The organism is Methylobacterium tarhaniae (assembly GCF_001043955.1).
In the GTDB taxonomy this organism is placed as follows: domain Bacteria; phylum Pseudomonadota; class Alphaproteobacteria; order Rhizobiales; family Beijerinckiaceae; genus Methylobacterium; species Methylobacterium tarhaniae.
Genome location: NZ_LABZ01000178.1, coordinates 25,122 through 50,813, shown reverse-complemented (window position 1 = coordinate 50,813; position 25,692 = coordinate 25,122). Strand labels below are relative to the sequence as shown.

Here is a 25,692-nt window from a genome sequence, read left to right as displayed (position 1 = left end):
ATAGCGGATCGAGGGCCGCAGGTGCCACCACAGGAAGCTCGCATCCTCGATCGCCCCGGCCGCCTGCATCACCGCGACGTAGCGCTCGAACTCGGCGGCCGATGAGAACGGGTCGGGCAGGCCGGTGCGCGGCATCTCGCCGAACACGCTGAGGCGGTAGCCGCACAGGCCGGTGTCGCGCCCCTGCCAGAACGGCGAGGAGACCGAGAGCGCGAGCAGCGCCGGCACCCATCCGGGCGCCGCCTGGGACGCGCAGCGCCCGACCGACGGGGCGCGCTACCACGGCATCCTCGACGAGGTGCGGATGGTCGGGCAGCGCACGCTGGTCAGCGGCATGCACGTCCATGTCGAGGTGGCGCGGCCCGACGACCGGGTCGACCTGATGAACCGGCTGCTGCCCTTCCTGCCGGCGCTGCTCGCGCTCTCGGTCTCCTCGCCGTTCTGGCAGGGGCGCGACACCGGCCTGTGCGGCTACCGCCTCAGCGTGTTCGGCGAGATGCCGCGCACCGGCCTGCCCGACCCGTTCTCATCGGCCGCCGAGTTCGAGCGCTACGTCGCGGTGATGCAGGCGGCCGGGGCGATCGAGGATGCGAGCTTCCTGTGGTGGCACCTGCGGCCCTCGATCCGCTATCCGACGCTGGAATTGCGCATCGCCGACAGCTGCACCCGGGTCGACGACGCGGTGGCGATCGCGGGCCTCTATCGCTGCCTCGTGCGCGCCGCCGAGCGCCGGCCCGACCTGAATGCCGGCCTCGACGGGGTCGCCCGGGCGGTGATCCGCGAGAACCTGTGGCGGGCCCAGCGCGACGGCGTGCGCGCCGCCCTGATCGACGCGGGAGAGGCGCGCGCGTTGCCCTATGGCGAGGCCCTGGAGACGGTGCTGGCGCTCGTGGCCGAGGACGCCGAGGCCCTGGGCTGTTCCGAGGCCCTCGACGAGGCCCGCCGCATCGCCCGGGACGGCACCAGCGCCGACCGCCAGCGCGCCGCCTACGCCGCGGCGCGGGGCGACGACGGCGAGGATGCGGCCGGCATCGCCGCGGTGGTGGACGCGCTGGCGCGGGAGACGGAGGGCCGGGCGGCGTAGGGCAGGGTGCCACCCCGCCGCCAGGACGTCGACGAACCCGTCCTCGGCGACGATGTCGAGGTGGATCTCGGGATAGGCGGCGAGGACGGGCGGGACGATCCCGGGCAGGACCAGCCGCGCCGCGGCCTCGGTCGGTGCGGCGCTGCGGGTCGTCCGGTCGAGGAGTCGGACGCCGAAGCCCGCCTCCAGCCGGCGCATCGCCTCGCTCAAGGACCAGGATCGTTCGAGCGCTTGACGCTGCGGACCCGATGCGGCTGGAGGCGATGGGTGTCCCGGATGTGCTGGACCGACCGCAGGGAGATCCCGACGGCCTGCGCCAGGGCGCGGCCGGTCCAGTAGGTGACCTCACCGGGTGGTTCGGAGCAGGTGAGGGCCAGCACCTTGGCGACGGTGTCGGTGGGATGGGGCGGCTTGCCGGGCGAGCGGGTCTTGTCGCGCAAGAGGCCCTCGACGCCCGCTTCGGCGTAGCGCTGCTGCCAGCGCCAGACGGCTGGCCGGCTGACGCCCGCCTGCTGGTCGACTTTCAGAACGGAAAGGCGCTCGACCGGGCGCAGGACGATGCGGGCGCGCTGGATGTGCTTGAGAGACCGCGCCCGATCGGCGACAATGCCCGACAGGCGCGCCAGGTCGGCGGCGCTGGGGGATCACGCAGACAGCCTGAGCCATGCCGCAGAGTCTCACGGCTCAGGCCTCCCGTGAATCCTCCGAATGCGGCAATGCACTTGGAACCTATACAAAGCGTGTAAATCCACATAGAGGCTCTGGCAGCCGACCCAGCGAACCTACAGATGGCCGGGAGGGTGCCTCAGATAGTAACCAGCCCTAAATCATTGCTATTTGAGGACACGGCATGCCTTACAGGGAAATCGATATGCAAACTTCAAGATTCAATCTCCTGCAAACGGCAGCCTTGTTTGACTTGTCGACCGTAGAAGGTCGCGGATATTCGCACAATGTACTAAAAGATCTATTTTTTGATCTCCAATCTTTTATCAAGCCAAAAACATTTCTGGAGTTTGGGGCATTTGATGCATGGTTCTCGAAAACAGCTCGCCATTTGCATCCCGCATCGAAGGTCATCGCTTTCGAGGCAAACCCCTATAATTTCAAACATTTTACTTCAGAATATGATTTCGCGGCAAACAATATCGAATATCATCACCTTGCCGTTTCCGATGTTGATAACGGATCATTGAATTTTCAAATCCAACGAAAGCGTGGCGGATCAGAAGCGTCACCCATCAAGGGCGACGATAGTATTCTAAAAAGAAATGTCAGCGATGCCCATGAAGTTTACAAAAACATAGAATACGAAACTGTGTCGGTCGATACGGTAACGCTCGATTCATTTCTCAATAAATCGCAATTTGCCCTGGATGATTTCTCTGCGTGGGTTGATGTCGAAGGAGCATTGAAACAGGCACTGGGCGGCGCAACCGAAACGCTGAAAAAAACGCATAGTATCATTGTCGAAGTCGAGGAGAAGCCGAACTGGTCTGGTCAGTGGCTGGCGCAGGATGTGGAGGAATTTTTGCACACATTCGGTTTTGTACCCGTCGCTCGCGACTTTGAATTCGAACATCAATATAATATAATATTTGTCAAAAATCACGTCATGAATCATTACGGCTTCAATCAAATGATGGTAAAATATTTTGAGAGAGTAGGAAATAAGCGATAATATAAGCTTTAGCCGAGCATATACTTGTATGTGCTCGGCCTTTCCGAAATAAAAATCGCTCAAGACTAACCCTCGAAAATGCCACGGCGGTCGCCGCGGGCGTTTAAGCAACAGAGGTTCCAAGCCACGAGGGCGAGACCGAGCTGCAGCGGCGTGCGGCCGGCGATCTCCACGCCTCCACGCGGTAGGGCGGAAAAAAGGACCGCCAGTCCACCACCTCATCCTACAATGCCCGCGATTGGGCGAGCCATCCTCGACAACCTGAACAGGTCACTCCTGCGGCGCTGTCCGTACTGTAACGCCGCGCTCCATCAGCCAACCTAACTGCTTGGTGGCGGAACGTAGTGCCTGCCGCCGGCTGATCCCCAGGGTCCGGGCCGCGGCGGTGACGGTCTGGCGACCCGCCCGCACCGCCTGCAGCACCCCGACCCGGTGCAACTCGCGCTCGCTCATCAGGACCCACCCCATGGCGGCCTCCCGCGTCCCGCAAAACGGGGGAGTGTGCCATTCCACCTTGGCTCAGGTGGGACATCTCAATCCGGCGCCTGTACCTGTGATTCGCATAATTAGCATTATGGAACGAGAAGCCGGATCGGGGACCTCCGGGGTGGGTGCCAGCGGGTCCAAGGCGCTACGGGTTTCCCTTCGTGCCGACGCGGATCGCGTGCATGATGGTGTCATGACCGAACTCCTCGAACAAGCAATCGAGCGCGTCCGCAGCCTCTCGCCTGAAACGCAGGACGAGGTTGCCCGCACCATGCTGGCTGTCCTGGGCGACGAGCGGGGCCTCGTCGTTCCCAGCGCTGAGGAGAAGGCGTCGTTCGCCAAGTCCCTCGCGCAAGCGGCCCGGGGCGAATTCGCGAGCGACGATGCGCCATGACGAGCGATCCCGGGCAAAGAGCGGCTCCGCCGACCGCCAACCTCCTCGCCGGCCTGCCCGCGACGCCCCAGGCCGACGAGATGATCGACCTCCTGGCCCAAGCCCCGCAGGCCCGCATCGAGCGGATCGTCTCCACCGGCCAGGCCAGCCCGCCGGGCTTCTGGTACGACCAGCCCTGGGACGAGTGGGTGGTGCTGCTCTCGGGCAGCGCCGGCCTGCAGATCGCCGGCGAGCCGGAGCCGCGGCGCCTCGCCCCCGGCGACCAACTGTTCATCCCGGCGCATCTGCGCCACCGGGTCGCGTGGACGAGCCCCGACGCGCCGTCGGTCTGGCTCGCGGTCCATCTCCAGCCCCCCGATCATGCTGTTTCCGATTGATCGCTCGGCGATGGCTGCGCGATCGCTTTCGCGATGCGGAAGTCGGCTTCGCTCAGGCGCCGTGCGGGGTTGCCGATCCGGTTTCCGGACGGATCGTCCGGAAACCGGATCAGGCGTCGACCGCGACCGTCAGCCCGTCATAGGCCGGCACCACCCCGGGCGGCAGGCGCCGGCTCAAGTCGCCGTAATCGAGGTCGGTGTGGAGGTTGGTCAGGATGGCGCGGCGGGGCGCCACCTCCTCGATCAGCGCCAGGGCGTCCTGCACCGAGAAATGGGTCGGGTGCGGCGTGTCGCGCAGCGCATCGATGATCAGGAGGTCGAGGTTGCGCAAGCGGGCCTTGGCGGCCTCCGGCATGGTGCTGACATCCGGCGCGTAGGCCGCATCGGCGAAGCGGAAGCCCAAGGCCTTCTCGGGCCCGTGCTCCATCGCGAAGGCCGTGGCGGTAACGGGACCGCCCGCGCCCTCGACGGTCACCGGCGCGCCGGTCTCCAGCGCATGCAGGTCGAGGATCGGCGGGTAGAGGCTGCCCGGCCGCGAGGTGAAGCAATAGGCGAAGCGGGCCCGCAGCAGCTCCGAGGTCTCGGCATCGGCATGGACCGGGATGCGCCGGCGCATGTGGATCACCAGCGGGCGCACGTCGTCGATGCCGTGGGTGTGGTCGGCATGCGAATGGGTGAACAGGATCCCGTCGAGGCGCGTCACGTTCGCGTCGAGGAGCTGCTCGCGCAGGTCCGGCGAGGTGTCGACGAGCACGGTGGTGGCGTCGCTCTCGGCATCCCGGCGCTCGACCAGGAGCGAGCAGCGCCGGCGCCGGTTGCGGGACTCGGCCGGGTCGCAGGCGCCCCAGCCGTAGCCGACCCGCGGCACGCCGCCCGAGGAGCCGCAGCCCAGGATGCGAAGGGTCAGGGTCGGCATGGATGAGGAGCCCTCAGCGGTGCGCGGCGGCCTTGTCGAACAGGCGGTAGAAGTTGTCGGTGGTGAGCCGGGCGAGGTCGTCGGCGCTCAGGCCCACGGTCTCGGCCAGCACCCGGGCGGTGTCGGCGACGAAGGCCGGCTCGTTCGGCCGGCCCCGGTGCGGCACCGGCGCCAGGTAGGGCGCGTCGGTCTCGACGAGCAGGCGCTCGCGCGGCACGGCCTTGGCGATGGCCCGGATCTCGTCCGAGTTGCGGAAGGTGACGATGCCGGAGAACGACACGAACAGGCCGAGTTCCACCCCTACCTCGGCGAGGCGCCGGCCCGACGAGAAGCAGTGCAGCACCGCGCGAAAGGGCCCGCTGGCCATCTCCTCGGTGAGGATGGCCGCCATGTCCTCGTCGGCCTCGCGGGCGTGGATGACGAGCGGCAGCCCGCTCTCCCGCGCCGCCGCGATATGGGTGCGGAAGACGTTCCGCTGCACGTCCCGCGGGGCGTAGTCGTAATGGTAGTCGAGCCCGGCCTCGCCGATGCCGACGCAGCGCGGGTGGCGCGACAGCGCGACGATCTCGCCGGCCGTCACGTCCGGCTCCTCGCCCGCCTGGTGCGGGTGGGTGCCGACCGTGAACAGGATTTCCGGATGCGCCTCGCTCAAGTGCCGGTAGGTCTCGAACCGGCGCACCCGGGTCGAGATCGTCACCATCCGGCCGATCCCGGCCGCCTTGGCGCGGGCCAGCACCTCGGGCAGCCGCTCGGCGAGGCCGGGGGAATCGAGGTGGCAATGGCTATCGACCAGGCTCACGCCTTGGGGGCTGTCGACCAGGCTCACGCCTCGGGCTCCACGTAGCGCGGGAAGATCGGGCTCGGCGCCGGCAACGCCGTCCCGGGCACGAGCCGCTTGTCCGCTCCGACATCGGCGAGACGGCGCGCGTCCGGCGCCACCGCCAGCAGGTCGAGGAGCCGGGCGGCCGCGTTCGGGATGAAGGGCTGGACCAGGATGCCGACCGCCCGCAGCACCTCGGCGGTGGTGTACAGAACCGCCTCCATCCGGGCCGGGTCGGTCTTGCGCAGGGTCCAGGGCTCCTGGCCGGCGAAGTACCGGTTGGCCTCCGCCACCACGGCCCAGATCTCGGCGAGCACCGTGTGCAGGGCGAGGTCCTGCATGGCCGCCCTCGCCTTCTCCGGCAGCGCGTCGGCGAGCGCGAGCAGCGCCCGGTCGGCCGTCGAGGGCTCGCCCGACGTCGTCGAGGAAGACTTGGGCACCTGGCCGCCGCAATTGCGGGCGATCATGGTCAGCGAGCGCTGGGCGAGGTTGCCGAGGTCGTTGGCGAGGTCGGCGTTGAGCCGGTTGACGATCGCCTCGTGCGAGTAGCTGCCGTCCTGGCCGAACGGCACCTCGCGCAGCACGAAGTAGCGCAAGGGGTCCACGCCGTAGATGTCGGCGAGGCCCACCGGGTCGACGACGTTGCCGACCGACTTCGACATCTTCTCGCCCTTGTTGAGCAGGAAGCCGTGGCCGAAGACGCGCTTGGGAACCGGCAGCCCGGCCGACATCAGGAAGGCCGGCCAGTAGACCGCGTGGAAGCGGATGATGTCCTTGCCGATGACGTGGAGGTCGGCCGGCCAGTGGCGCCAGCGCGGGTCGCCCTCGTCCGGGAAGCCGCAGGACGTGATGTAGTTCGTGAGCGCGTCGACCCAGACATACATCACGTGACCGGGCTTGCCCGGCACCGGCACGCCCCAGTCGAAGGTGGTGCGGCTGACCGACAGGTCCTGCAGGCCGGAGCGGACGAAGCTCACGACCTCGTTGCGGCGGCTGTCGGGGCCGATGAAGTCCGGGTTCGCCTCGTAATGGGCGAGCAGCCGCTCGCCATAGGCCGAGAGCCGGAAGAAGTAGCTCTCCTCCTCGACCCACTCGACCGGGGTCCCGGTCTTCTCGGACCGGCGGCTGCCGTCCGGCGCCGTGACCAGCTCGGATTCGTCGTAATAGGCCTCGTCGCGGACCGAGTACCAGCCGGCATACTTGGCGAGGTAGATGTCGCCGTTCTCCTCCATCCGGCGCCACAGGGCCTGGGCGGAGGCGATGTGGTCGGCGTCGGTGGTGCGGATGAAGCGGTCGAAGGAGCAGTCGAGCCGCTCGGCCATGGCGCGGAAGCGCGGCGCCATGTCGTCCACGAAGGCGCGCGGGCTGATCCCGGCCTTGGTGGCGGTCTGCTGGATCTTGAGGCCGTGCTCGTCGGTGCCGGTGGTGAAGAACACGTCGTAGCCGTCGAGGCGCTTGAAGCGCGCGATGGCGTCCGCAGCGATCACCTCGTAGGCGTGCCCGATATGCGGCACCCCGTTGGGGTACGAGATGGCGGTGGTGATGAAGTACGGCTCGCCCGCCACGACTTGGGTTCCCGGATAGTTGGCTTCGGAATCGGCGAGGAGCGCCGCGAGGAGCGCCCCCTTCCCGAGCCTTAGAGCAAATTCGGGCGGCGGTGCCCACCCCTCCGGCGGCGTTTCCGCGCCGCTCTCAAGCGCCCACCGCCCATTGGCAGGGCTCGTCGGTGCGGGCTTGCGCGTGCCGCGCCGCCCGGTCGAGGCGCACCGCGTGGTTGATGATCGCCATGTGGGTGAAGCCCTGCGGGACGTTGCCGCGCTGCTCGCCCGTCCTCGCGTCGATCTCCTCGGCGAAGAGCCCGAGGTCGTTGCCGCGTTGAAGCAGCCGGGCGAAGAGCGGCTCGGCCTCGTGGGTGCGCCCGGCCAGGGCCAGGCAGCCGACGCGCCAGAAGGCGCAGGCCGCGAAGGTCGCCTCCGGATGGTCGAAGCCGTCGGCGTTGCGGTAGCGGTAGACCAGGTCGCCGTCGCCCAGCCCGGCGCTCACCGCCGCGAGGGTCGCGGCGACCCGGGGCGACTGGGCGTCGAAGGCCCCGAACAGGACCGTGCGCAGGACCGCGGCGTCGAGGTCGTCCGAGCCGTAGGCCTGGGTGTAGGCGCCGACCTGGCTGTTCCAGCCCTTCTCGTGGTACTCGGCCCGGATCTCGGCGGCGACCCGGCGCCATTCCGCGATCCGCTCCGGGCTCGCCACGTCGATGGCTTGCGCGATCTGCACCGCCCGGTCGAGGGCGACCCAGAGCATGCCCTTGGTGTGCAGGATCTGGCGCGTCTCGTCGCGCATCTCCCAGATGCCGTGGTCGGGGGCGTGGCGGCAGCGGATCACGTGGTCGGTCAGGTGCCCCAGCGCCTCGGGCAAATGGTCGTTGACCTTCACCGGCGGGTCGTAATCCACGGCGTCGAGGAAGGCGTGGAGCGCCACCAGGAACTCGCCGTAGATGTCGTACTGGTGCTGGCTAGAGGCCGCGTTGCCGATCCGCACCGGCCCGACCCCGCGCCAGCCGCGCAGGTGATCGAGGATTTCCTCCTCCGGCACGCGCCCGTTGATGCCGTACATCAGCTTCAGGTCGCGGCCGCGGGTCCGGTCGGCGTCGCGCAGGAAGCGCAGGAACTCCGCCGCCTCGCGCACGTAGCCGAGATTGACGAAGGCCGTGACGGTGAAGCTCGCATCCCGCATCCAGACGTAGCGGTAATCGAAGTTGCGGGTGCCGGGCACCGCCTCCGGCAGGCTGGTGGTGGCGGCCGCGATGATTCCGCCCGAAGGGGCGTGGGTCAGGAGCTTGAGCACGAGCGCGCTGCGCAGCACGTCGTCGCGGTGGGGTCCGTCATAGGTGCAGCGCCCGGACCATTCCTCCCAGTAGGCCTGCGTCGCCGCGAGGCTCGCCGCGGCGCTCCCGGCATCGCCGTCGTCGTCCTCGCGGTGGGAGAGGACCAGGGACGCGCCCTCCCCGGCCCTCAGGCGGAAGGCCGCCTCGACCCGGTCGCCGGCGACCGTCAGCGGCACCGTCGCGGCGACGCGCACGCCCTCCGGCGTCGAGAGGCGCCGGCACAGCACCGTCCCGCCCGCCTCGGGCTCGAGGGCGGCGCCGTCGCGAGCATAGTCGAAGGTCGGGCGCACCCGGAAGCGGCCCGCCACCGTGCCGGCCTCGCAGGTGGCGAGGCGCACGATCCGGCCGTGGGGGGCGCCGTCCGGGCCCTCGTCGGGCACCGCGTCGAGCGGGTGCAGCGGCATGAAGTCGGTGAGCGTCAGGCGGCCGGTCGCGGTGACGAAGGTAGTCTCCAGGATGGTGGTGCCGGGCCGGTAGCGCCGGTGCGTCTCGCGCACATCCTCGAGCAGGATCTCGCAGGCCCCGCCCTTGTCCTCGTCGAGGAGGCGCAGGAACACGGCCGGGCTGTCGTGGCAGGGCCAGCACAGCCAGTCGATCGATCCGTCGCGGGCGACGAGCGCCGTCGTGCAGGTATCGCCGATGATGGCGTAGTCCTCGATCGGCCGGTCCGTCACGTCGCCTCGCTGCCAACACAGGTTAAAGCGCGGGGGTAACGGTTCGTCGGGAGGGCGGTTTCGGGGCGCGACGGTATGCGCCGCATCCTCGGCCCCGATCGATCGGGCGGGACGCGGCCGGAGCCCGGCCGCGGAGTCCGGTCCGGCCGGCGGGGCTAAGCCAGCCAGCTAATCTAGCCAAGTGCAGGCGACGGCCAGGGACGCGATGGCGAGGACGGTCCGGTGTTGGTCGCGGATGGTCACGAACAGGTGAAGCCGGTCCTGGCGGCGGGCCTCGTCGCGGGCGATGTCGGCCAGGATCCGCATGGCATGCGCCCGGGCGGCGTCGCGGTTCGGCCACTCGCTGCCTTCCTCGTCGCGGTGCGACAGGTCGTGGTCGTTGATGTCGAAGAAGTAGTGCGGCACGGGTTGCCCCAATGGTGTGAGAAGGCCACCGGACCGGATGCCCCGGAACCCACCGATCAGCCCTGCCGATCGGGGCCGCCGTGATGGTTCACTAGGATGCAATGGCCATTGCCGCTCTCGCAAATGTTTATCGATTGCGAATTTCCCTATCGGCACAAACAAGTATAAGATTTACCAGATTGCGGCGGCGTCTATTGGCGCTCGCGGCGTCGCTGCGCCACCAGGCCCGGCGATTCGCCCCGGTCGCGTCCGTTCGGCGGCGATGCAACCGTGCGCATGTCTTTCTCGCACGACCCACCATGCTGTAGGCTGGTGCGCCGGGAGCGCCGCGGCTCGGCCCGGGAGCGTGCCGTGACGGCGCGTCGCGGAGAGAAGGACAGCGCCCTGCGGCTCTCGCTCCACACCGACCTGTCGCTGCGCCTGCTGCTCTATCTCGGGGCGGTGGAGCCCGGCGCCTGGACGACGACGCCGGCGGTCGCCCGCGCCTTCGGGGTGTCGCTGCACCATCTCCAGAAGGTGGCGCGCGGGCTCACGGGCGCCGGCTACATCGAGGCGCGGCAGGGCCGCGCCGGCGGCGTGCGCCTGGCCCGCCCGCCGGCGGAGGTGCGGCTCGGCGCCGTGGTGGCGGAACTTGAGGGGCTCGGCTGCCTCGTCGAATGCGCCCGCGGCCCCTGCCCGCTCGCCGGCCGGTGCCTGCTGAAGCACGCCCTCGACGCGGCCGAGCGGAGCTTCGTGCGCGAGCTCGACCGCTTCACCCTCGCCGACGTGCTCGCCGGCCCGACCGGGGCCGCCCTGCGGGAGCTGATCGGGCGCGAGACGGATCCGGGCGCGCAGGAACCGTCGGGGTCGGCCTCTTGAGTCAGGCAGCGTCCCGGGCGGCCCGGCGTTCGGCGGCGGCGGCCTGCCAGATGTCGCGCGCCGCGTCGGCGTTCATCGCCGCGATGCCGAGCCCGACCACCAGGTCGGGCCAGGGCGACACGGTCGCGGCTGTGACGAGCCCGGCCGCCACGATGGCGACGTTGGCGACCGCGTCGTTGCGGGCCGACAGGAAGGCCGCCCGGGTCAGGCTGCCGCGCCCCTCGCGGTGGCGGGCCAGCATCATGGCGCAGGCGAGGTTGACGGCGAGCGCGCCGAGGCCCGTCAGGGTCAGCGGCACCGGCGCCGGGGCCGCGAAGGCGCCGATCTTCTGCCAGGCGGTCCAGAGCGCCGCGAGCCCCGGCAGCAGCAGGATGCCGGCCATCACCGTGCCGAGCCGCGCCCGGGCGGCGGGCCGCCAGCCGAGGCCGGCGACGATCAGGAGGTTGAGGGCCGCATCCTCCAGGAAATCGACGCTGTCGGCCACCAGGGCGACGGAGCCGATCGCCACCGCCACCGCCGCCTCGACCCCGAAATAGCCGAGATTGAGCAGGGCGACGCAGCCCACGGTGTCGCGCAGGGCAGGATCGGTGTCGGAGACGGTCACGGGCGGACCTCGCGGCAGGACGAGCCCGGCGTCTATGCCCCGATCGGAAGCGTCGGGCCAGAGGGCCGGCGCGGGTGGGGTACCGCCCTCGGATCAGCAGATTTCGCGAGAGTGGTTGCCGGTTTTGCGACAACCATCCGCGACACACCGATACCCTCAGCGGGCGACGCGTTGGCCTGCCATCGCAAGCCGGCTGAGAGCGGGGCACCACGGCTTCGGGGCGAGAACGAGTTCGGCGCGAGAATGAGCGACCGTCCCTTCATCGCCGACAGTCAGGCCTTCGCGCGGTGGCGCGCGACGCCCGATCTCTGGCGTCCTGTCGTCCGCGATATCGCGCGGGCGGCGAACGTTCCGGCGGGCGAGCCGATTCCCTTCCGCACCGGGACGAATCTCGTCGTCGACCTGGACGGCCGCGCCGTCCTGAAGCTGTTCCCGCACCTCGATGCCGGCCAGTTCGTCTCCGAGCGCGCGACGCTGCGCCGGTTGCACGATCAGCGCAGCGGGAATTTTGTGAGGTGCACCAAGTCTCATCCGCCGGAGCGTGGCCGCTTCGGCGGATGACGCTCACGCCGCCCGCACCGTATCGAGGAAGCGCGCCACCTCCGCCGAGAGGTGCTCGGACTGGCGCGACAGCTCGCTCGCGGCGCCCAGCACCTGGCTCGCCGCCGCACCGGTCTCGTCCGCCGCCCGGGCGACGCCGGCGATGGTCGTCGTCACCTCGCCGGTGCCGTGAGCCGCCTGCGAGACGTTGCGGACGATCTCCTGGGTCGCCGCACCCTGCTCCTCCACCGCCGCCGCGATCGAGGTGGCGACGCCGGAGATCTCCTCGATCCGGGCCGTGATCGCGCCGATCGCGCCGACCGCCTGGCCGGTCGAGGCCTGGATCGCCGCGATCTGGCCGGTGATCTCCTCGGTAGCCTTGGCGGTCTGGCCGGCCAGTTCCTTGACCTCGGCGGCGACGACCGCGAAGCCGCGACCCGCCGCCCCGGCCCGGGCCGCCTCGATCGTGGCGTTGAGCGCCAAGAGGTTGGTCTGGGCGGCGATCGACGAGATCAGCCCGACCACGTCGCCGATCCGCGCCGTCGCCTCGGTCAGCGCCCGGACCTGGGTCGCGCTCTCGCCGGCCTCGCGGACGGCGGCGCCGGCGAGCCGCGCCGAGCCGTCGACCTGGCGGCCGATCTCCTGGACCGAGGCGCCGAGCTCCTCGGTGGCCGCCGCCACGGTGCCGACATTCGCGGCGGCTTGCGCCGCCGCCGCGGCGACGCCACTCGACTGGCCGGCGGTCTCCTGCGCGGTGGCGGTCATGGTCTGGGCGGTGGCCTGCAGCTCGGTGGCGGCGGCGGTGACGGCGCCGACGATGCCGCCGACCGCCCGCTCGAAGGCGTCCGCCATCTCGCGCGTCGCCTGCCGGCGCTGGGCCTCGGCCCCGGCCCGCGCGAGCGCGGTCTCCTCCTCCAGGCGGCGGGTGCGGATCATGTTGTCGCGGAACACCGCGAGCGCCCCCGCCATGGCGCCGAGCTCGTCCCGGCGCCCGGCGCCGGGGATCGCGGTCTCGGCGTCGCCCTCGGCGAGGCGGCGCATGGCGTCGGTCATGCGGCCGAGCGGCCGGACGATGCGCAGCAGGCAGAACATCACCGCCGCGAGGGTGACGAGGACCGAGACGGAAAACATCGCCACGGTGGTGCGGGTCGCCTCCACCCGCTCGGCCCGGGCGGCCTCGCCCGCGGCCGTGCCGGCGGCGGCGTTGAGGCCGACGAGCTTGGCCGCGATGTCGATCGTCGCCCGGTAGGTCTTGTTCATCGGCCCGCGGAAGAAGGCATCGACCTCGGCCTGGCTCGGGAGCCCCTTGAGGCGGGCCCAATCGGCCCGGAACGCGGCGAGCTTCGCCGTCAGCTCGTCGAAGGTCTCCCGCTCGGCGGCGGAGCTGACCAGCGTCCGGTAATGCGCCATCCGCCCGTCGAGCGCGCCGTCCATCTCGGCGAAGTTCTTCGCCGAGAGCGACTTCTCGGCCTCGTCCTCGGCCGTGATGAAGCGGAACTGCCATAGCCGGGCGCGCATCACCAGGGCGTTGATGGCGTGCGCCTCGTTGATCGAGGGCACCGCGTCGTCGGCGAGCTTGGCGATGCGGGTCTCGATCGCGTCGAGCTTCCACAGGGAAACGCCGCCCTGGGCCAGGGTCAGCAGGAGGAGGATCCCGAACAGGCCGGTCAGGCCGCTCTTCAGGGATAGGCGCATGGCAAGGACCGCCGGTCTCGATCGGTGAGAAGGCGGCCCTTGTCGCCTATTATCGCTAAGATTCGATTAATCGCCTTCCGCTTCGCAATCGGGGGGCGACCTCCGGCGCATCAAGTCGCGGCGATGCTTGATCGACCGGGACGACGGAATGTCTTTTCATTGACGCAATGAAGCACGACGCAGCCGAGATTCCGAAGTTCAGGGAACGACCTTGTTTCGTTAGGGCAAGTGCCGGGAGAAGCGGGATGCGAAAGACCGATGGGGCCCCCGCCCCCGCGGCGGCCCGCTGCCGGTCCGCCGCCTCCGACCTTTCGCCACTGGATTTCCGCCCCCGTCCCGTGCGACCCCGATGATCCCGGCCGGGGCGCCGAGCCGCGAGCGCCCGGCCGTCCCCTGCGGCCGCGGCACCCAATGGAGCGGGAGCGACGCCGATGATGCCCGAACTGCGCGTGCTGTACTTCGAGGACCTGAGCGTCGGCCTGTCCGAGACGCTGTCGAAGACCATCGCGGCCTCCGACGTGGTCGGCTTCGCGGAGATCACCGGCGACCGCAACCCGATCCACCTCTCGGAGCACTTCGCCGCCCGCACGCCGTTCGGCACCCGCATCGCCCACGGCCTCTACACCGCCGGGCTGATCTCGGCGGTGCTCGGCACCCGCCTGCCCGGCCCGGGCGCGGTCTATATCAGCCAGAGCCTCAACTTCCGCGCCCCCGTCCGCATCGGCGACACGGTGGACGTCACCGTCGAGGTGGCGGAGCTGGTGCCGGAGCGCCGCCGCGCCCGCCTCACCTGCACCTGCTCCGTCAACGGCGAGACGGTGCTCGACGGCGAGGCCCTGGTGAAGGTGCCGACGAAGGCCGAATCCGATCCCCTCGCCGCCCGCAAGGGCTGAGGGAATCCTGGGGTGAGGGAATTCCGGGTTGAGGGGATCTCGGGTCGAGGGTATCCCGGGCCCGAGATGACCCCCATCCCGATCGACGATCCCGGCGACCCGCGCCTCGATGCCTATACGCGGATGCGCGAGCGCGACCTCGTCGGCCGCGAGGGGCGCTTCATCGCCGAGGGCGAGGTGGTGCTGCGGGTGCTGCTCTCGGGCCGCGCCCGGTTCCGGGTCGAGTCGGTGCTGCTCTCGCCCGAGCGCCTGCCCGGGCTGGCGCCGGCTCTGGCCGGCCTCGACGCGCCGGTCTACCTCGCCTCCAGGGCGGTGATGGGGGCGGTGGCGGGCTTTCCCATCCATCGCGGCGTGCTGGCTTTGGGCCTGCGCGGCGCGGAGCCGTCGCCGGACGCCCTGGTGCCTCCGGGCCCGGCCCTGCTCGTCGGCCTCGTGGGGCTGGCCAACCACGACAATGTCGGCGGGATCTTTCGCAACGCCGCCGCCTTCGGGGCCGACGCGGTGCTCCTCGATGCGGAGACCTGCGATCCGCTCTACCGCAAGGCGATCCGGGTCTCGGCCGGCACGAGCCTGACCGTGCCCTTCGCCCGTCTCCCCACCGGCGACGCGCTCCTCGACCTCTGCACGCGCCAGGCCCTCACGCCCCTCGCCCTCTCGCCCCGGGGCGAGGCCATCACGACCCTGCCGCCCCTGCCCCGGGCGCTGCTGCTGCTCGGCACCGAGGGCCCCGGCCTGCCCGAGGCGCTGATGGCCCGCGCCCGCCGGGTGGCGATCCCGATGGCGCCGGGGGTCGATTCGCTCAACGTCGCGGTGGCGGGAGCGGTGGCCCTGCACCGGCTCGGCGGGGGACGGCTGGCGGAGGCCTGATCTCGCTTCCCTTAGGGAGCGAAGGGCCCTCCCCGCGCGGCCGGTACTGCATCGTCCGGCACGATCATCCGGCAAGAGGCTCCTCTCGAGGCCGCCCGCCGTCACGGCGAACCGGCCCGCCACACCACAGGGAAAATATCCAATCCCGGCCCACCGCGACAATGCGCAGCCATTGCCGGCTCACCGCCGCGCACCACAACTAGGCCGTACGCACGGGACACCGTCGGGTCTGGCAGGAGGTGGGGCGTTGTTGCAGCCGCGGGATGGGTACCGCACCCTGTCGGGGCGGCGGGCGGTGGTGGTCGGTGCGGGGCCGGGCGGCCTCGCGGTGGCGCTGATGCTCGCCCGCGACGGCGTGCAGGTGACGGTGATCGAGAAGGAGGAGAGCGTCGGCGGGCGCACCCGCACGGTGACCGCGCCGGGCGGCTACAAGTTCGACATCGGGCCGACCTTCTTCCTCTATCCCCGCATCCTGGCCGACATCTTCGAATCCTGCGGCGAGCGGCTGGAGGACCATCTCACCCTCGAGCGGCTCGATCCCCAGTACCACCTCGTCTTCGAGGGCGGCGGCGAGGTCCGGGCGACGCCGGACGTGGCGCGGCTCGAGGCCGAGATCGCCCGCATCGCGCCCGACGACGCGAAAAACGTCCGCCGCTTCCTCGACGACAACCGCCGCAAGCTCGCGGCCTTCATTCCGGTGCTGCAGCAGGCCTGCGACTCGATCCGCAGCTTCGTCTCCCCGGCGATGCTGGCGGCCCTGCCGCTCCTGCGTCCGCACGCCACCGTCGACCGCGATCTGAAGCGCTACTTCAAGGATCCGCGGGTCCGCCTCGCCTTCTCGTTCCAGACGAAATACCTCGGGATGTCGCCGTTCCGGTGCCCGAGCCTGTTCACCATCCTGAGCTTCCTCGAATACGAGCACGGGGTCTATCACCCGGTGGGCGGCTGCGGCGCGGTGTCGGAGGCGATGGCCGGGCTCGCCCGCCGCCTCGGCGTCGAGATCAAGCTCGGCACCTCCGTCGACCGGGTGCTGTTCGAGGGCCAACGCGCCGTCGGGGTCGAGGCCGGGGGCGAGCGGATCGCCGCCGATGCGGTCGTCATCAACGGCGACTTCGCCAAGGTGGTGCCCGAGATCGTGCCCGAGGCGCGCCGGCCGCGCTGGCGGAACGCCAAGGTCGCGAAGGCCCGCCTCTCCTGCTCGACCTACATGCTCTATCTCGGCATCGAGGGACGGATGCCGGAGAGCCTCGGCCACCACACGATCCTCCTGTCGGAGGATTACGCCCGCAACATCCGCGAGGTCTCCGACGGGGTGCTGCCGATGCAGCCCTCGATCTACGTCCAGCATGCCGGCTACACCGACGGCGGCATGGCGCCTCCGGGCCATACCAGCCTCTACGTGCTGGTGCCGGTGCCGAACCTGCGCGCCGGGATCGACTGGGCGAGCGTCGGCCCGTCCTACCGGGCGCTGGTGCTCAAGCGCCTGGAGAAGCTCGGTCTCACCGACATCGAATCGCGCATCCGCTACGAGCGCGTGGTCGACCCGACCCAATGGCGCGACGAGTTCGCGGTGCACGAGGGCGCGACCTTCAACCTCTCCCACGATCTCGGGCAGATGCTCTACTTCCGGCCGCACAACCGGTTCGGGCCCGGGCTCTACCTCGTCGGCGGCGGCACCCATCCGGGCTCCGGCCTGCCGGTGATCTACGAGGGCGCCCGCATCACCGCGCGGCTGATGGCCGAGGATCTGGCGCTGCAGCCGGCTCCCGCCCGGGGGATGCCGCTCGCCGCGGCGCCGAGCCTCGGGGAAGCCTCGTGAGGCGCGTCCTTCTCGCCGCCGCCCTCGCGATCCTGGCGGCTCCGGCCGAAGCGGCGGACCTCTCGGTCGAGGTCGACGGGGTCGAGCCGGGGGCCGGCCGGGTCTTCGTCGCGCTCTGCACCGGATCGCTCGCCGAGGAAGCCTGCCGCATCGGCCAGAGCGGGCCTGCCGCGGGCCCGAGCCTGCGCTTCGGCTTCTCCGACGTCCCGCCGGGCACCTATGCGGTGGCGGCGTTCCAGGATCTCGACGGCGACGGGCGCCTCGGCCGCACCTCCTTGGGCCTGCCGACCGAGCCCTACGGCTTCTCGAACGGCGCCGGCCGCCGCGGCCGGCCGGATTTTTCCGCCGCCGCCTTCCGCCTGCTTGAGCCGGGCGCGAACTTGCGGGTGCGGCTCACCCGCGCCCTGCCGGCCCGGTAGCGCATCCCGGCGGTGGCCATCCCTCGGAATGCCGCAAACCTCTGCTGTGGTGACGGAATGATGCCCGATCCCGCAGCGGAAGTCCGCGATCTCGCCTTCTCGTACCGGAACCAGCGGGTCCTCGACGGGATCGACCTGGCTCTGGCGCGGGGCGAGACCGCGGCTCTGCTCGGCCCCAACGGCGCGGGCAAGACCTCGCTGATGCGGCTCCTGGCCGGCCGCCTCGTCCCGAGCCGCGGCCGCGTGCGCGTGGCGGGGGGCGATCCGGGGCGCGAGCCGGGCGTGCGGCGCGCCATCGCCTGGGTGCCGCAGGAGATCGCCCTCTACCCGCGCCTGACCGTGCGGGAGAACCTCGAAGTGTTCGCGCGCCTGGCCGGCCTGCCCCGGGCGGCGCGGGAGCCGGCGGTGGTCCGGGCCCTGGCGCGGGGGGGCCTCGACGACGTCGCGTCCCGCCTCGTCGGCGTGCTCTCCGGCGGCTACCAGCGCCGGGCCAACATCGCGGTGGCCCTCCTCTGCGAGCCCGCCCTCGTCCTCCTCGACGAGCCGACGCAGGGCGTCGACCAGGCCGCCCGGGCGGCGATCCACGCCGTGCTCGAACGGCTGCCCGAATCCGGGGCGGCGGTCCTGATCGCCACCCACGATTTCGCCGAGGCCGAGCGCCTGGCCGATCGGGTCCTGGTGCTGCAGGGCGGGTCGCTGCGCCTCGACGGGCGCCTCGCCGCCCTGCTCGCCGGCCTGCGCGCCGGCCCCCCCGAGCACGAGGTGGCGCTCGCCGAGGCCGCCGGCCCGCCCGCCGCGGCCGCCTTGCGCCAGGCGGGCTTCCACCCGGCCTCGCCCCTGACCTGGCAGGCGAGCTGGCGGGCCGGCGACGCGGTGGCAGGCGGGCGCGACGGCGCGGCGCTCCTCGCGCATCTGCGCCGCCATGGCGTGCCGGTGCGGGAGATCCGGGTGCGCGAGCCGGGCCTCGACGTCCTCTACCGCGACGTGACGGCGGAGAACCCTCCCGAACGTCCCGTCCGCGCCGCCGCGGAGGTCCCCGCATGATCGTCGCTTCGTTCCGGGTGATGCTGCTCACCCTGTGGCGTGACCGCGCCGCCCTGGTGATGGCCTTCGTGCTGCCGACGGTGATCTTCTGCGTCTTCGCGGCGATCTTCTCCGGCGCCGTCGGCGAGCGGATCCGCATCCAGGTCGGGCTCCTCGACCAGGCCCGCACCGCCACGACCGCGCGCCTCGTGACCGCTCTCGAGGCCGATCCGGCCCTGCGCACGGTGCTCCTGCACGGCGATCCCGCGGCTGCGGTGCGCCGGGGCGAGGTCGATGTCGCCCTGGTGCTGCGCGGCGACCTCGCGGCCGGGAGCGGCGCCGGCGACGCGCCGATCCTCGTCGTCGAGAGCCCGGCCCGGGCGCTGGCCACCCCGATCGCGCTCGGCCAGGTGCAACGGGTGCTCAACGAGGCCCTGCCCGACGTGGTCCTGTCGCGGGTCGTCGCCGATGTCGAGCGCACCGGCAAGATCGGGCCGGACGAGCGCGCCTTCCTCGATCGTGCCTTCGCGGAGAGCCGCGAGAAGCGCGAGGCCTTCTCCTTCGCCGCCCTGATCGCCCGGACCTCGACGCCGGAAGGCAGGGATGGTCAGACTGGCGGCAACGCCCGGGTCGCCTATTATGCCGGGGCGATCGCCGCGGTGTTCCTGCTCTTCGCCGCCATGCAGGGCGCCCTCTCCCTGGTCGAGGAGCGCCAGTCCGGCATCGCCGACCGCCTCGCCGCCGCCCCCGGCGGCCTGCCGGTGGTGGTGCTCGGCAAGTTCCTGTTCCTGGTGCTCCAGGGCACCGCGCAGGGCGCGCTGATCTTCGGCGCGGCGGCGCTCCTCTACGGCGTCTCGGTCGGGCCGCATGCCGCGGCCTGGCTCGTGACCGGGGTGCTGGTCGCCGCCATGGCGGCGGGATTGGGCCTCGCCGCCTGCGCGGCGGCGCGGACGCGCCAGCAGGCCCACCTCGTCTCGACCTTCGGGGTGCTGCTGCTCTCGGCGGTCGGCGGCAGCATGGTGCCGCGCTTCCTGATGCCGCCCTGGCTCCAGAGCCTCGGCTGGCTCACCCCCAATGCCTGGGCGATCGAGGCCTACCAGGCGGCGCTCGCCGAGGGGGCGGGGGCCGCCTGGCCGGCCTGGCTGGTGCTGGGGCTGCTGGCCGCGGCCGGCCTGGGCACGGCGCTCGCCCTGACGGCGCGGCCGGCCCTCGGCCCGGCGCGGGCGTGAGGGGGAGGCTGACGCCTCCCCGCGGGAAATCGGCTCCGCTCGAGCATGTGGAGCCTCCGGCTCCACCGCGCGGTCTCAGCCCTTCAGCCGCTTGTTGCACTCCGAATAGTAGCCGCCGCCCTTCTCGATCCAGTTCAGGCCGCCATTGCCGGCGCCGCCGGCCGCCTTGTTGGCGTTGTACTGGTCGAGGCAGGTATGCTGGCGGGCGCTGCCGGCCGGCTCCTTGGCGTATTTCGGCGCGATGGCGGTGGGATAGATCGCGCCGGCGGCCGGCGCGCGCGGGGCGGGCGCCTGGGTGGTCGGCGCCGGGGCCGCGGGCTTGGCCGGGATGGCGGGCGGGTTCGGCGGCGGCGCCTGGGTCGGCTTCGCCGCGCCGGGGCCGAACGGGTTCGGGGCCGGGGCGGTCGTCTGGGCGAGGGCCGGGGCGGCGAGCGCGCCGAGGAGCAGCAGGGAAGCGAGGGGGAGACGCATCGTCGGGTGTCCGGATTCGGATGAGCGCAGCCTAAGCGGACTTGCGTCGGCAAGCCAACGCTTCGTCCGCTCAGGTTCTTGTTCGGTCGCAGATTTTTGTCGCAAAACCGGCGACCATTGTTGCGAAATCTGCTTAGTACGACCCGCCCGCCACCCCCGCGGTCACCAGTGCCACGCCCGAACTCGTCCCGAGCCGGTTCGCACCCGCAGCGATCAGGGCGCGGGCGGCCTCCAGGCTGCGCACGCCGCCCGACGCCTTGACCCCGACCGCGTCGCCCACGGTCGCCCGCATCAGGGCGACGTCCGCCACCGTGGCGCCGCCGGTCGAGAAGCCCGTCGAGGTCTTGACGAAATCGGCTCCCGCCTCGACCGCCAGGGTGCAGGCGAGCCGCTTCTGCGCCTCGTCGAGCAGGCAGGTCTCGATGATGACCTTCAGGATCCGCCCCCGGCAGGCCGCCCGGACCGCCGCGATGTCGGCCCGGACAGCGGCGCGATCCCCGTCCTTCAGGGCGCCCAGCGCGATCACCATGTCGATCTCGGCGGCGCCGCGGCGCACCGCGCCGGCGGCCTCCACGGCCTTGTCCTCCGGCGGGACGGCCCCGAGCGGGAAACCGACGACCGAGCAGGGGGCGACGTCGCCACCCGCCAGGATCTCCGCCACCAGCCCGATATGGACCGGGTTGACGCAGACCGCCTTGAAGCGGTGCGCCGACGCCTCCTCGCACAGGCGCCGCACCTCGGCCGCGGTCGCGTCGGCGCGCAGGAGCGTGTGGTCGATCAGGCCGGCGAGGCCGGGCGCGTCCAAGGCGAGAATCCTCCGAGGCGGCCCTGCAGCCGCCCGGCAGGGCTTCCCATCGCGGCGCGTGGGCCGTCAAGCGGGCCGCGGGCCTTCAACGCCCGCTCGCCTGACGGATCGCCGCCACCACCGCCTCGACGAAGGCGATGCCGGGCGCGGTGAAGGTGATCTCGTCGTCGCTCAAGGTGGCGAGGCCGCGCGCCTCCACCTCCGCCACCCCGTCCGGATCGGCGCGATGGCCGCTGCCGTCCCGCCGCACCACGGAGCTGATCGGTTGTCCGCTGATCAGGTGGTGATAGGCCGCGAAGGCGAAGATCGACAGGGCGCGGTCGGAGAGGGCGTGGGTCTCGGCAGCCATCGGGTCGGGTCTCGGGCCAGGGCGGGCCCCGCGGGATGCGAGGACGCGTGCCCGGCCCAACGCCCGGGCTCCCGGGATCGTGCACGCCTCCCGGTGACGCAGGGCGCCGCACGTCGTCAGCGCAGCCGGGCCGGGAGCGGCATCGCCGAGGTCTTCTCGTCGTAGAGCACGGCGTAGCTGCCCGCTTCCAGCTCGAACAGGGCGTAGTCGAGACCCTTGATGGTCTCGATCCGGAACGGCACCCGCTGGCCGCCGCGGGTGATCGCCGCGAGGCGGTGGGACAGGGCCGAGACCGGCAGCATCCCGGTCACCCGCTCCGGCCCGTCCTCCAGGCGGGCCCGAAAGGTCAGGTCGTGCCCGTTCCAGGCCAGGGCCTCGAACCGGGTCGCCTCCCGGCGGTCGAGCCAGCGCAGCATCTGGGCCGAGGAGATCATCGCGACGCCCCGCTCGCGGGCGGCGGTGACCAGGCGGTCGAAATAGCCGTCGGTGTAATCGTAATGGGTGCCGAAGGCGCCGAAGAACTGCTCGGGGCCGAGGGCCCGGTCGAGCATGGCGGCGATGCCGCGCGCCTGATCGACGCCGTTCTCGTTCACGAGGTGGCTGGCGGCCTGGTAGATGTCGAGGATGCGGCCGTCGAGGTCGGCGAAGCGCATCGGAAAGCCGGAGCCGTTCATGAAGCCCGGCCGCCGGCGGATCCACGAGCCGGGCCAGTAATAGTAGCCGAGGTCGAGGCGAATCCCCACGGCGCGCTCGATCTTGGCGGTGTCGGCCCAGCCGTTCCAGGCGACGCAGTGCAGGCGGTGCGTCGTCTGGGCCGGCAGGCCGAGCTGCCGCCCGATGCCGCCGGCCTGACGGCTCAGCGCCAGGCCCAGGGCGGCGGCATCGACGTCGCGACAGCCGGTATCGACGTGGATCGCCGTCTCGAAGCCGAGGGCCGCGTAGGCCTGCGCCTGCTCGACCGCGAGGCGCGTATCCGGCGTGACGTAGGAGGTCGCCCGGGCGCAGTCCCAGGCCTCGGGCCGGCAATCGAGCGGGCTCTCGGCGACGAGGCGCTTGTAGGCGTCGAGGGTGCCGTGGCGGGTGGCGTGGTCGTCACCCGCCATGATGAGCGCGGCGCGGCGCTCGTCCGGCAGGTACCAGACCCGCGGCAGCGGCAGGCGCTCGGCGCTCATCGTCACGATCAGGTTGGCGAGGAGCCGCTGCTGTTCGTCGGCCTGCGGGATCGCAACCCGCGAGAGATCGAGATAGTCGGGGAAGAAGAGGTCGTTCGGCCGCCGGGGCGGCAGGCCGTCCCGCTCCTGCCCGGCGAAGGCCGGGTTGCCCTGGCGCAGACGCACCACCGAGGTGGCGAGGTCGAAGGCGAAGGCCGCCGCCTGGCCCTGGCCGGCCCGGCGCACCGACACCGCCGGCCAGGGCAGGGTTTCGGTCCCGGTCGAGAGACGGGCGAGGATTGTCGCGTCCTCCAGGGCGTAGCGGCTGGCGGCCCCGTGGAACTGCATCGCCTGACGGACGATGCCGCGGGCGGCCGGCGCCTCCGCGTCGACCTGCAGGTAACGGTCGGCGACGGGCTCGGCCGCGGCCTTCCCCGCCGGGGCGAGGCCGAACAGCGGCAGCCAGGCACCCTCCGGCCGGAACGCGATCAGGTTGCCGCCCTCCTGCACCCAGGCGGAGAGCCGCTCGGCCAGGGCCTGGCCCGGCGATTCGGTCACCAGCACCAGGGCGGCGCGGGCGAGGCGCTCGGGCGTGAGGTCCTCCAGGGCGACCACCGAGAAGAGGTTCAGCCCCTCCGCCCGCAGGATCTCGGCGTAGTAGGGCCCGAGGGGATTCCTGTCGCCGACCGCGACCAGGACCGGCGCGCCGGACGACGCCGGCAGCTTCGGCGCCGTCGCCACGGTGAAGCGTCCCTCCGCGGGCGCCCGCAGGGGAAGGCCGAGGGCGCCGGCCGGACGGATCCCGGTCCCGACCGCGATCCGGTAGGATGCACCCGGCTTGAGCGGCCCCTGCGGCGTCAGCCGGGCGACCCGATGGCCGGCATCGAGCGCGACCGCGACCGGCACGGCCGCACCTCCGTCCTCGTGCAAGGACAGGGCGGCAGGGCCGATCGTCTCCGGTGCCATCGGGCGTGAGAATTCGATCGCAATCGGCAACCCGGGATAGACTTCGGCAGCGCCGTCGATCGGCATCAATGCCAGGACACGTGGTGATAGATGATCAAACAAGAGACCGGCCGTCGCCGCACACATCAGGCACACTACCGCCGCTCCCAGCAGGCGCATGATCGTCCGCCGCATCACGTCTCTCGTCTTCATCGGTTATTGGTATGGCCGATGCTTAGCAGGCCGATAGACATGAGAACAGCAGGGACGATGCTGGAGCACGCATCCCTTGGGTGGGGATGGGCGAGGCCCGCTACCGCTTTCGTGGAGGGTCGCCGGATCGCGGCAGACGCGCGCACATACGCCATGCAGCGCGCGGCGCGATCATGACAATCAGCGATGTCGGGATGATCCGGCCGGTGGCGCTCCCAAGGGGACTCGAACCCCTGTTTTCGCCGTGAGAGGGCGACGTCCTAGACCGCTAGACGATGGGAGCTGGCCCGGCGGGATGGCGGCGGTATAGCGACGGTCCGGCCCGGGCGCAAGCCTCTTCGTCGGCTATCTCGGCCCGGATCCGGGAGATGCGCCGCCGAGGGCATCGGTCTCCCCCGGCGGTTGGTGGAACCTTCGGAGCGATGCGGCCGGCACGCGGGGGTGCGATCGCTCCTTCATCTGCCAAGAACGGCCCGGGATCTGCTCCCGACATGAAAAAGGCCCGGGACGGGCACCGCGCGAGAGCGGCACCTGTCCCGGGCCTCGTCATGACCCGATGCGGGGATGAGCCTACTCGGCCGCCTCGATCCGGGGATGCTCGTGCTGCCGGCGCTCGCGCTTGACGAGATCGGCGGTCAGGAAGGCCACTTCCAGCGCCTGCTCGGCGTTGAGGCGCGGGTCGCAATAGGTGTGGTAGCGGTCGCGCAGATCGTCCGCCGTCAGCGCCCGGGCGCCGCCGGTGCACTCGGTGACGTTCTTGCCGGTCATCTCGAGGTGGATGCCGCCGGCATGCGTCCCTTCCGCCTGGTGGATGTCGAAGAAGCCCTGGATCTCCTTCATCACCCGCTCGAACGGCCGGGTCTTGTAGCCGCTCGCCGTCACGGTGTTGCCGTGCATCGGGTCGCAGGACCACACGACCTTGCGGCCCTCGCGTTCCACCGCCCGGACCAGGGCGGGGAGGTGGTCGCCGACCTTGTCGGCGCCGAAGCGGCAGATCAGGGTCAGGCGGCCGGCCTCATTGCCCGGGTTGAGCAGGTCGACGAGCCGGATCAGGTCGTCGGCCTTCAGCGACGGGCCGCATTTGAGGCCGATCGGGTTCTTGATGCCCCGGGCGAACTCGATATGGGCGTGGTCGGCCTGGCGGGTGCGGTCGCCGATCCACAGCATGTGGCCCGAGGTGGCGTACCAGTCGCCGCTGGTCGAATCGACCCGGGTCAGCGCCTCTTCGTAGCCGAGCAGCAGGGCCTCGTGGCTGGTGTAGAAATCGGTCTGGCGCACCTCCTGGTGCGTCTCCGGGTTGATGCCGATCGCCCGCATGAAGTCGAGGGTCTCGGTCATCCGCTGGGCCAGGTCGGCATAGGCCGAGGACTGGGGCGAGTCCTTGACGAAGCCGAGCATCCAGCGATGCGCGTTCTCGAGATTGGCGTAGCCGCCGGTCGCGAAGGCGCGCAGGAGGTTCAGCGTCGCGGCCGATTGCCGGTACGCCTCGACCTGCCGGCGCGGATCGGGAACCCGCTCGGCTTCCGTGAAGCCGATGCCGTTGACGATGTCACCCCGGTAGCTCGGCAGCGAGACGCCGTCGACGGTCTCGGTCGGCGAGGAGCGCGGCTTGGCGAACTGCCCGGCGATGCGGCCGATCTTCACCACCGGCGAGCCGCCCGCGAAGGTCAGCACCAGCGCCATCTGCAGGAAGACGCGGAAGAAATCGCGAATGTTGTCGGCGGAATGCTCGTCGAAGCTCTCGGCACAATCGCCGCCCTGAAGCAGGAACGCCTCGCCGGCCGCGACCTTGGCGAGGTTCTGCTTCAGCTTGCGCGCCTCACCGGCAAAGACCAGCGGAGGAAAGCTCGCGAGCTGCCGCTCCACCGCCGCAAGGGAAGCGGAATCCGGATAATCCGGGACCTGCTGAATCGGCAGCTGCCGCCAGCTCGTGGGGGTCCAACGCTCGCTCATCGTCCTCTCCTACCGCACCTCTTCGATAACCGGTCAGGTCGGTTGCGGAAGCCGGGCTTATAGGGGGGTTTGGGCCGCAGGGCGAGGGGGGGCGAGCGGGGCTTGCCGCCCAGGCCCGGGGCGAACGCCTGGCCGACCGC

General features: G+C 71.2%; 25 protein-coding genes, 1 tRNA gene and 3 pseudogenes. 12 read left to right on the top strand and 17 right to left on the bottom strand.

The window, feature by feature from the left end; all coding sequences use genetic code 11:
* A pseudogene (locus VQ03_RS23155) lies at positions 1-225 on the bottom strand (glutamate-cysteine ligase family protein); the annotation flags it as partial.
* Between VQ03_RS23155 and VQ03_RS23150 the strand changes: the two are divergent.
* Positions 173-1,084, top strand: coding sequence for a YbdK family carboxylate-amine ligase (locus VQ03_RS23150; RefSeq protein ID WP_053078707.1), 912 nt, complete (start codon positions 173-175; stop codon positions 1,082-1,084). The pseudogene VQ03_RS23155 and the gene VQ03_RS23150 sit on opposite strands and share 53 nt — an antisense overlap.
* Here VQ03_RS23150 and VQ03_RS34745 read toward each other — a convergent pair.
* Positions 1,079-1,294, bottom strand: a pseudogene (locus VQ03_RS34745) (helix-turn-helix domain-containing protein); the annotation flags it as partial. The gene VQ03_RS23150 and the pseudogene VQ03_RS34745 overlap by 6 nt on opposite strands.
* Before the next feature lie 5 nt (positions 1,295-1,299).
* Positions 1,300-1,750: pseudogene (locus VQ03_RS23145) on the bottom strand (helix-turn-helix domain-containing protein); the annotation flags it as partial.
* 184 nt (positions 1,751-1,934) lie between these two features.
* Between VQ03_RS23145 and VQ03_RS32170 the strand changes: the two are divergent.
* Positions 1,935-2,765 (top strand): FkbM family methyltransferase, encoded by an 831-nt coding sequence (locus VQ03_RS32170; protein ID WP_083468175.1) that lies wholly within the window; start codon positions 1,935-1,937, stop codon positions 2,763-2,765.
* A 270-nt stretch (positions 2,766-3,035) separates the two neighbouring features.
* Here the strand turns inward: VQ03_RS32170 and VQ03_RS23140 are convergent, their stop codons facing one another.
* Complete coding sequence (locus tag VQ03_RS23140; RefSeq protein ID WP_048453256.1) at positions 3,036-3,233, bottom strand: hypothetical protein; 198 nt, start codon at positions 3,231-3,233, stop codon at positions 3,036-3,038.
* Between the two features lie 211 nt (positions 3,234-3,444).
* Here VQ03_RS23140 and VQ03_RS23135 point away from each other — a divergent pair, with 211 nt between their 5' ends.
* Both VQ03_RS23135 and VQ03_RS23130 read left to right on the top strand, forming a co-directional pair.
* Positions 3,445-3,645, top strand: a complete 201-nt coding sequence (locus VQ03_RS23135; RefSeq protein ID WP_048453255.1) for a hypothetical protein — start codon at positions 3,445-3,447, stop codon at positions 3,643-3,645.
* Positions 3,642-4,022 (top strand): cupin domain-containing protein, encoded by a 381-nt coding sequence (locus VQ03_RS23130; protein WP_048453254.1) that lies wholly within the window; start codon positions 3,642-3,644, stop codon positions 4,020-4,022. Before VQ03_RS23135 ends, VQ03_RS23130 begins: the two co-directional genes overlap by 4 nt.
* Before the next feature lie 109 nt (positions 4,023-4,131).
* On the opposite strand, the gene VQ03_RS23125 is transcribed toward VQ03_RS23130, so the two are convergent.
* From VQ03_RS23125 to VQ03_RS23105, 5 genes are all read right to left on the bottom strand, one after another.
* The gene (locus tag VQ03_RS23125; protein ID WP_048453253.1) at positions 4,132-4,938 is read right to left on the bottom strand and encodes an MBL fold metallo-hydrolase; all 807 of its coding nucleotides are present in this window, start codon (positions 4,936-4,938) and stop codon (positions 4,132-4,134) included.
* Between the two features lie 13 nt (positions 4,939-4,951).
* Positions 4,952-5,764, bottom strand: a complete 813-nt coding sequence (locus VQ03_RS23120) for a TatD family hydrolase (RefSeq protein WP_245292176.1) — start codon at positions 5,762-5,764, stop codon at positions 4,952-4,954.
* Complete coding sequence (gene metG / locus VQ03_RS23115) at positions 5,761-7,323, bottom strand: methionine--tRNA ligase (protein WP_048453252.1); 1,563 nt, start codon at positions 7,321-7,323, stop codon at positions 5,761-5,763. Before metG ends, VQ03_RS23120 begins: the two co-directional genes overlap by 4 nt.
* A 127-nt stretch (positions 7,324-7,450) precedes the next feature.
* On the bottom strand, positions 7,451-9,334 hold the full coding sequence (locus VQ03_RS23110; protein ID WP_280948504.1) for a glycoside hydrolase family 15 protein: 1,884 nt from the start codon (positions 9,332-9,334) through the stop codon (positions 7,451-7,453).
* 147 nt (positions 9,335-9,481) lie between these two features.
* Entirely contained in the window at positions 9,482-9,718 is a 237-nt protein-coding gene (locus tag VQ03_RS23105; RefSeq protein ID WP_048453250.1) for a DUF6894 family protein, read from the bottom strand.
* A 351-nt stretch (positions 9,719-10,069) separates the two neighbouring features.
* Between VQ03_RS23105 and VQ03_RS23100 the strand changes: the two genes are divergently transcribed.
* Entirely contained in the window at positions 10,070-10,576 is a 507-nt protein-coding gene (locus VQ03_RS23100; RefSeq protein ID WP_053078708.1) for an RrF2 family transcriptional regulator, read from the top strand.
* 1 nt (position 10,577) lies between these two features.
* On the opposite strand, the gene VQ03_RS23095 is transcribed toward VQ03_RS23100, so the two are convergent.
* Positions 10,578-11,198: a cation efflux transmembrane domain-containing protein gene (locus VQ03_RS23095; protein ID WP_425350085.1), complete on the bottom strand. Its 621-nt coding sequence runs from the start codon at positions 11,196-11,198 to the stop codon at positions 10,578-10,580.
* A gap of 225 nt (positions 11,199-11,423) precedes the next feature.
* Here VQ03_RS23095 and VQ03_RS23090 point away from each other — a divergent pair, with 225 nt between their 5' ends.
* The gene (locus VQ03_RS23090; RefSeq protein ID WP_048453248.1) at positions 11,424-11,741 is read left to right on the top strand and encodes a hypothetical protein; all 318 of its coding nucleotides are present in this window, start codon (positions 11,424-11,426) and stop codon (positions 11,739-11,741) included.
* Positions 11,742-11,744: 3 nt separating this feature from the next.
* Here the strand turns inward: VQ03_RS23090 and VQ03_RS23085 are convergent, their stop codons facing one another.
* Complete coding sequence (locus tag VQ03_RS23085; protein WP_048453247.1) at positions 11,745-13,415, bottom strand: methyl-accepting chemotaxis protein; 1,671 nt, start codon at positions 13,413-13,415, stop codon at positions 11,745-11,747.
* 431 nt (positions 13,416-13,846) lie between these two features.
* On the opposite strand from VQ03_RS23085, the gene croR reads away from it, so the two are divergent.
* From croR to VQ03_RS23055, 6 genes are all read left to right on the top strand, one after another.
* Positions 13,847-14,308 (top strand): 3-hydroxybutyryl-CoA dehydratase, encoded by a 462-nt coding sequence (gene croR, locus VQ03_RS23080; protein ID WP_048453246.1) that lies wholly within the window; start codon positions 13,847-13,849, stop codon positions 14,306-14,308.
* A gap of 66 nt (positions 14,309-14,374) precedes the next feature.
* The gene (locus VQ03_RS23075; protein ID WP_048453245.1) at positions 14,375-15,175 is read left to right on the top strand and encodes a TrmH family RNA methyltransferase; all 801 of its coding nucleotides are present in this window, start codon (positions 14,375-14,377) and stop codon (positions 15,173-15,175) included.
* Positions 15,176-15,422: 247 nt separating this feature from the next.
* Entirely contained in the window at positions 15,423-16,994 is a 1,572-nt protein-coding gene (gene crtI / locus VQ03_RS23070; protein WP_048453244.1) for a phytoene desaturase family protein, read from the top strand.
* A complete protein-coding gene (locus VQ03_RS23065) occupies positions 16,991-17,413 on the top strand; it encodes a DUF2141 domain-containing protein (protein ID WP_048453243.1) in 423 nt (140 codons plus the stop codon). Before crtI ends, VQ03_RS23065 begins: the two co-directional genes overlap by 4 nt.
* 60 nt (positions 17,414-17,473) lie before the next feature.
* On the top strand, positions 17,474-18,457 hold the full coding sequence (locus VQ03_RS23060) for an ABC transporter ATP-binding protein (protein ID WP_048453261.1): 984 nt from the start codon (positions 17,474-17,476) through the stop codon (positions 18,455-18,457).
* Positions 18,454-19,665 (top strand): ABC transporter permease, encoded by a 1,212-nt coding sequence (locus VQ03_RS23055; protein ID WP_048453242.1) that lies wholly within the window; start codon positions 18,454-18,456, stop codon positions 19,663-19,665. Before VQ03_RS23060 ends, VQ03_RS23055 begins: the two co-directional genes overlap by 4 nt.
* A 75-nt stretch (positions 19,666-19,740) precedes the next feature.
* On the opposite strand, the gene VQ03_RS23050 is transcribed toward VQ03_RS23055, so the two are convergent.
* The 6 genes from VQ03_RS23050 to VQ03_RS23025 all read right to left on the bottom strand — a co-directional run bounded on the left by VQ03_RS23050 (position 19,741) and on the right by VQ03_RS23025 (position 25,552).
* On the bottom strand, positions 19,741-20,136 hold the full coding sequence (locus VQ03_RS23050; RefSeq protein ID WP_048453241.1) for a hypothetical protein: 396 nt from the start codon (positions 20,134-20,136) through the stop codon (positions 19,741-19,743).
* Positions 20,137-20,269: 133 nt separating this feature from the next.
* Positions 20,270-20,941, bottom strand: coding sequence for a deoxyribose-phosphate aldolase (deoC, locus tag VQ03_RS23045; protein ID WP_157064215.1), 672 nt, complete (start codon positions 20,939-20,941; stop codon positions 20,270-20,272).
* An 85-nt stretch (positions 20,942-21,026) separates the two neighbouring features.
* Positions 21,027-21,290, bottom strand: coding sequence for a hypothetical protein (locus VQ03_RS23040; RefSeq protein ID WP_048453239.1), 264 nt, complete (start codon positions 21,288-21,290; stop codon positions 21,027-21,029).
* Between the two features lie 116 nt (positions 21,291-21,406).
* Positions 21,407-23,533 (bottom strand): Ig-like domain-containing domain, encoded by a 2,127-nt coding sequence (locus tag VQ03_RS23035; protein WP_280948503.1) that lies wholly within the window; start codon positions 23,531-23,533, stop codon positions 21,407-21,409.
* Positions 23,534-23,806: 273 nt separating this feature from the next.
* Positions 23,807-23,882 (bottom strand) — tRNA-Glu (locus VQ03_RS23030).
* Positions 23,883-24,169: 287 nt separating this feature from the next.
* Positions 24,170-25,552 carry a class II 3-deoxy-7-phosphoheptulonate synthase gene (locus VQ03_RS23025; protein ID WP_048453238.1) on the bottom strand — a complete coding sequence of 461 codons (1,383 nt, stop codon included), beginning with the start codon at positions 25,550-25,552 and terminating at the stop codon, positions 24,170-24,172.
* Between the last annotated feature and the right edge of the window lie 140 nt (positions 25,553-25,692).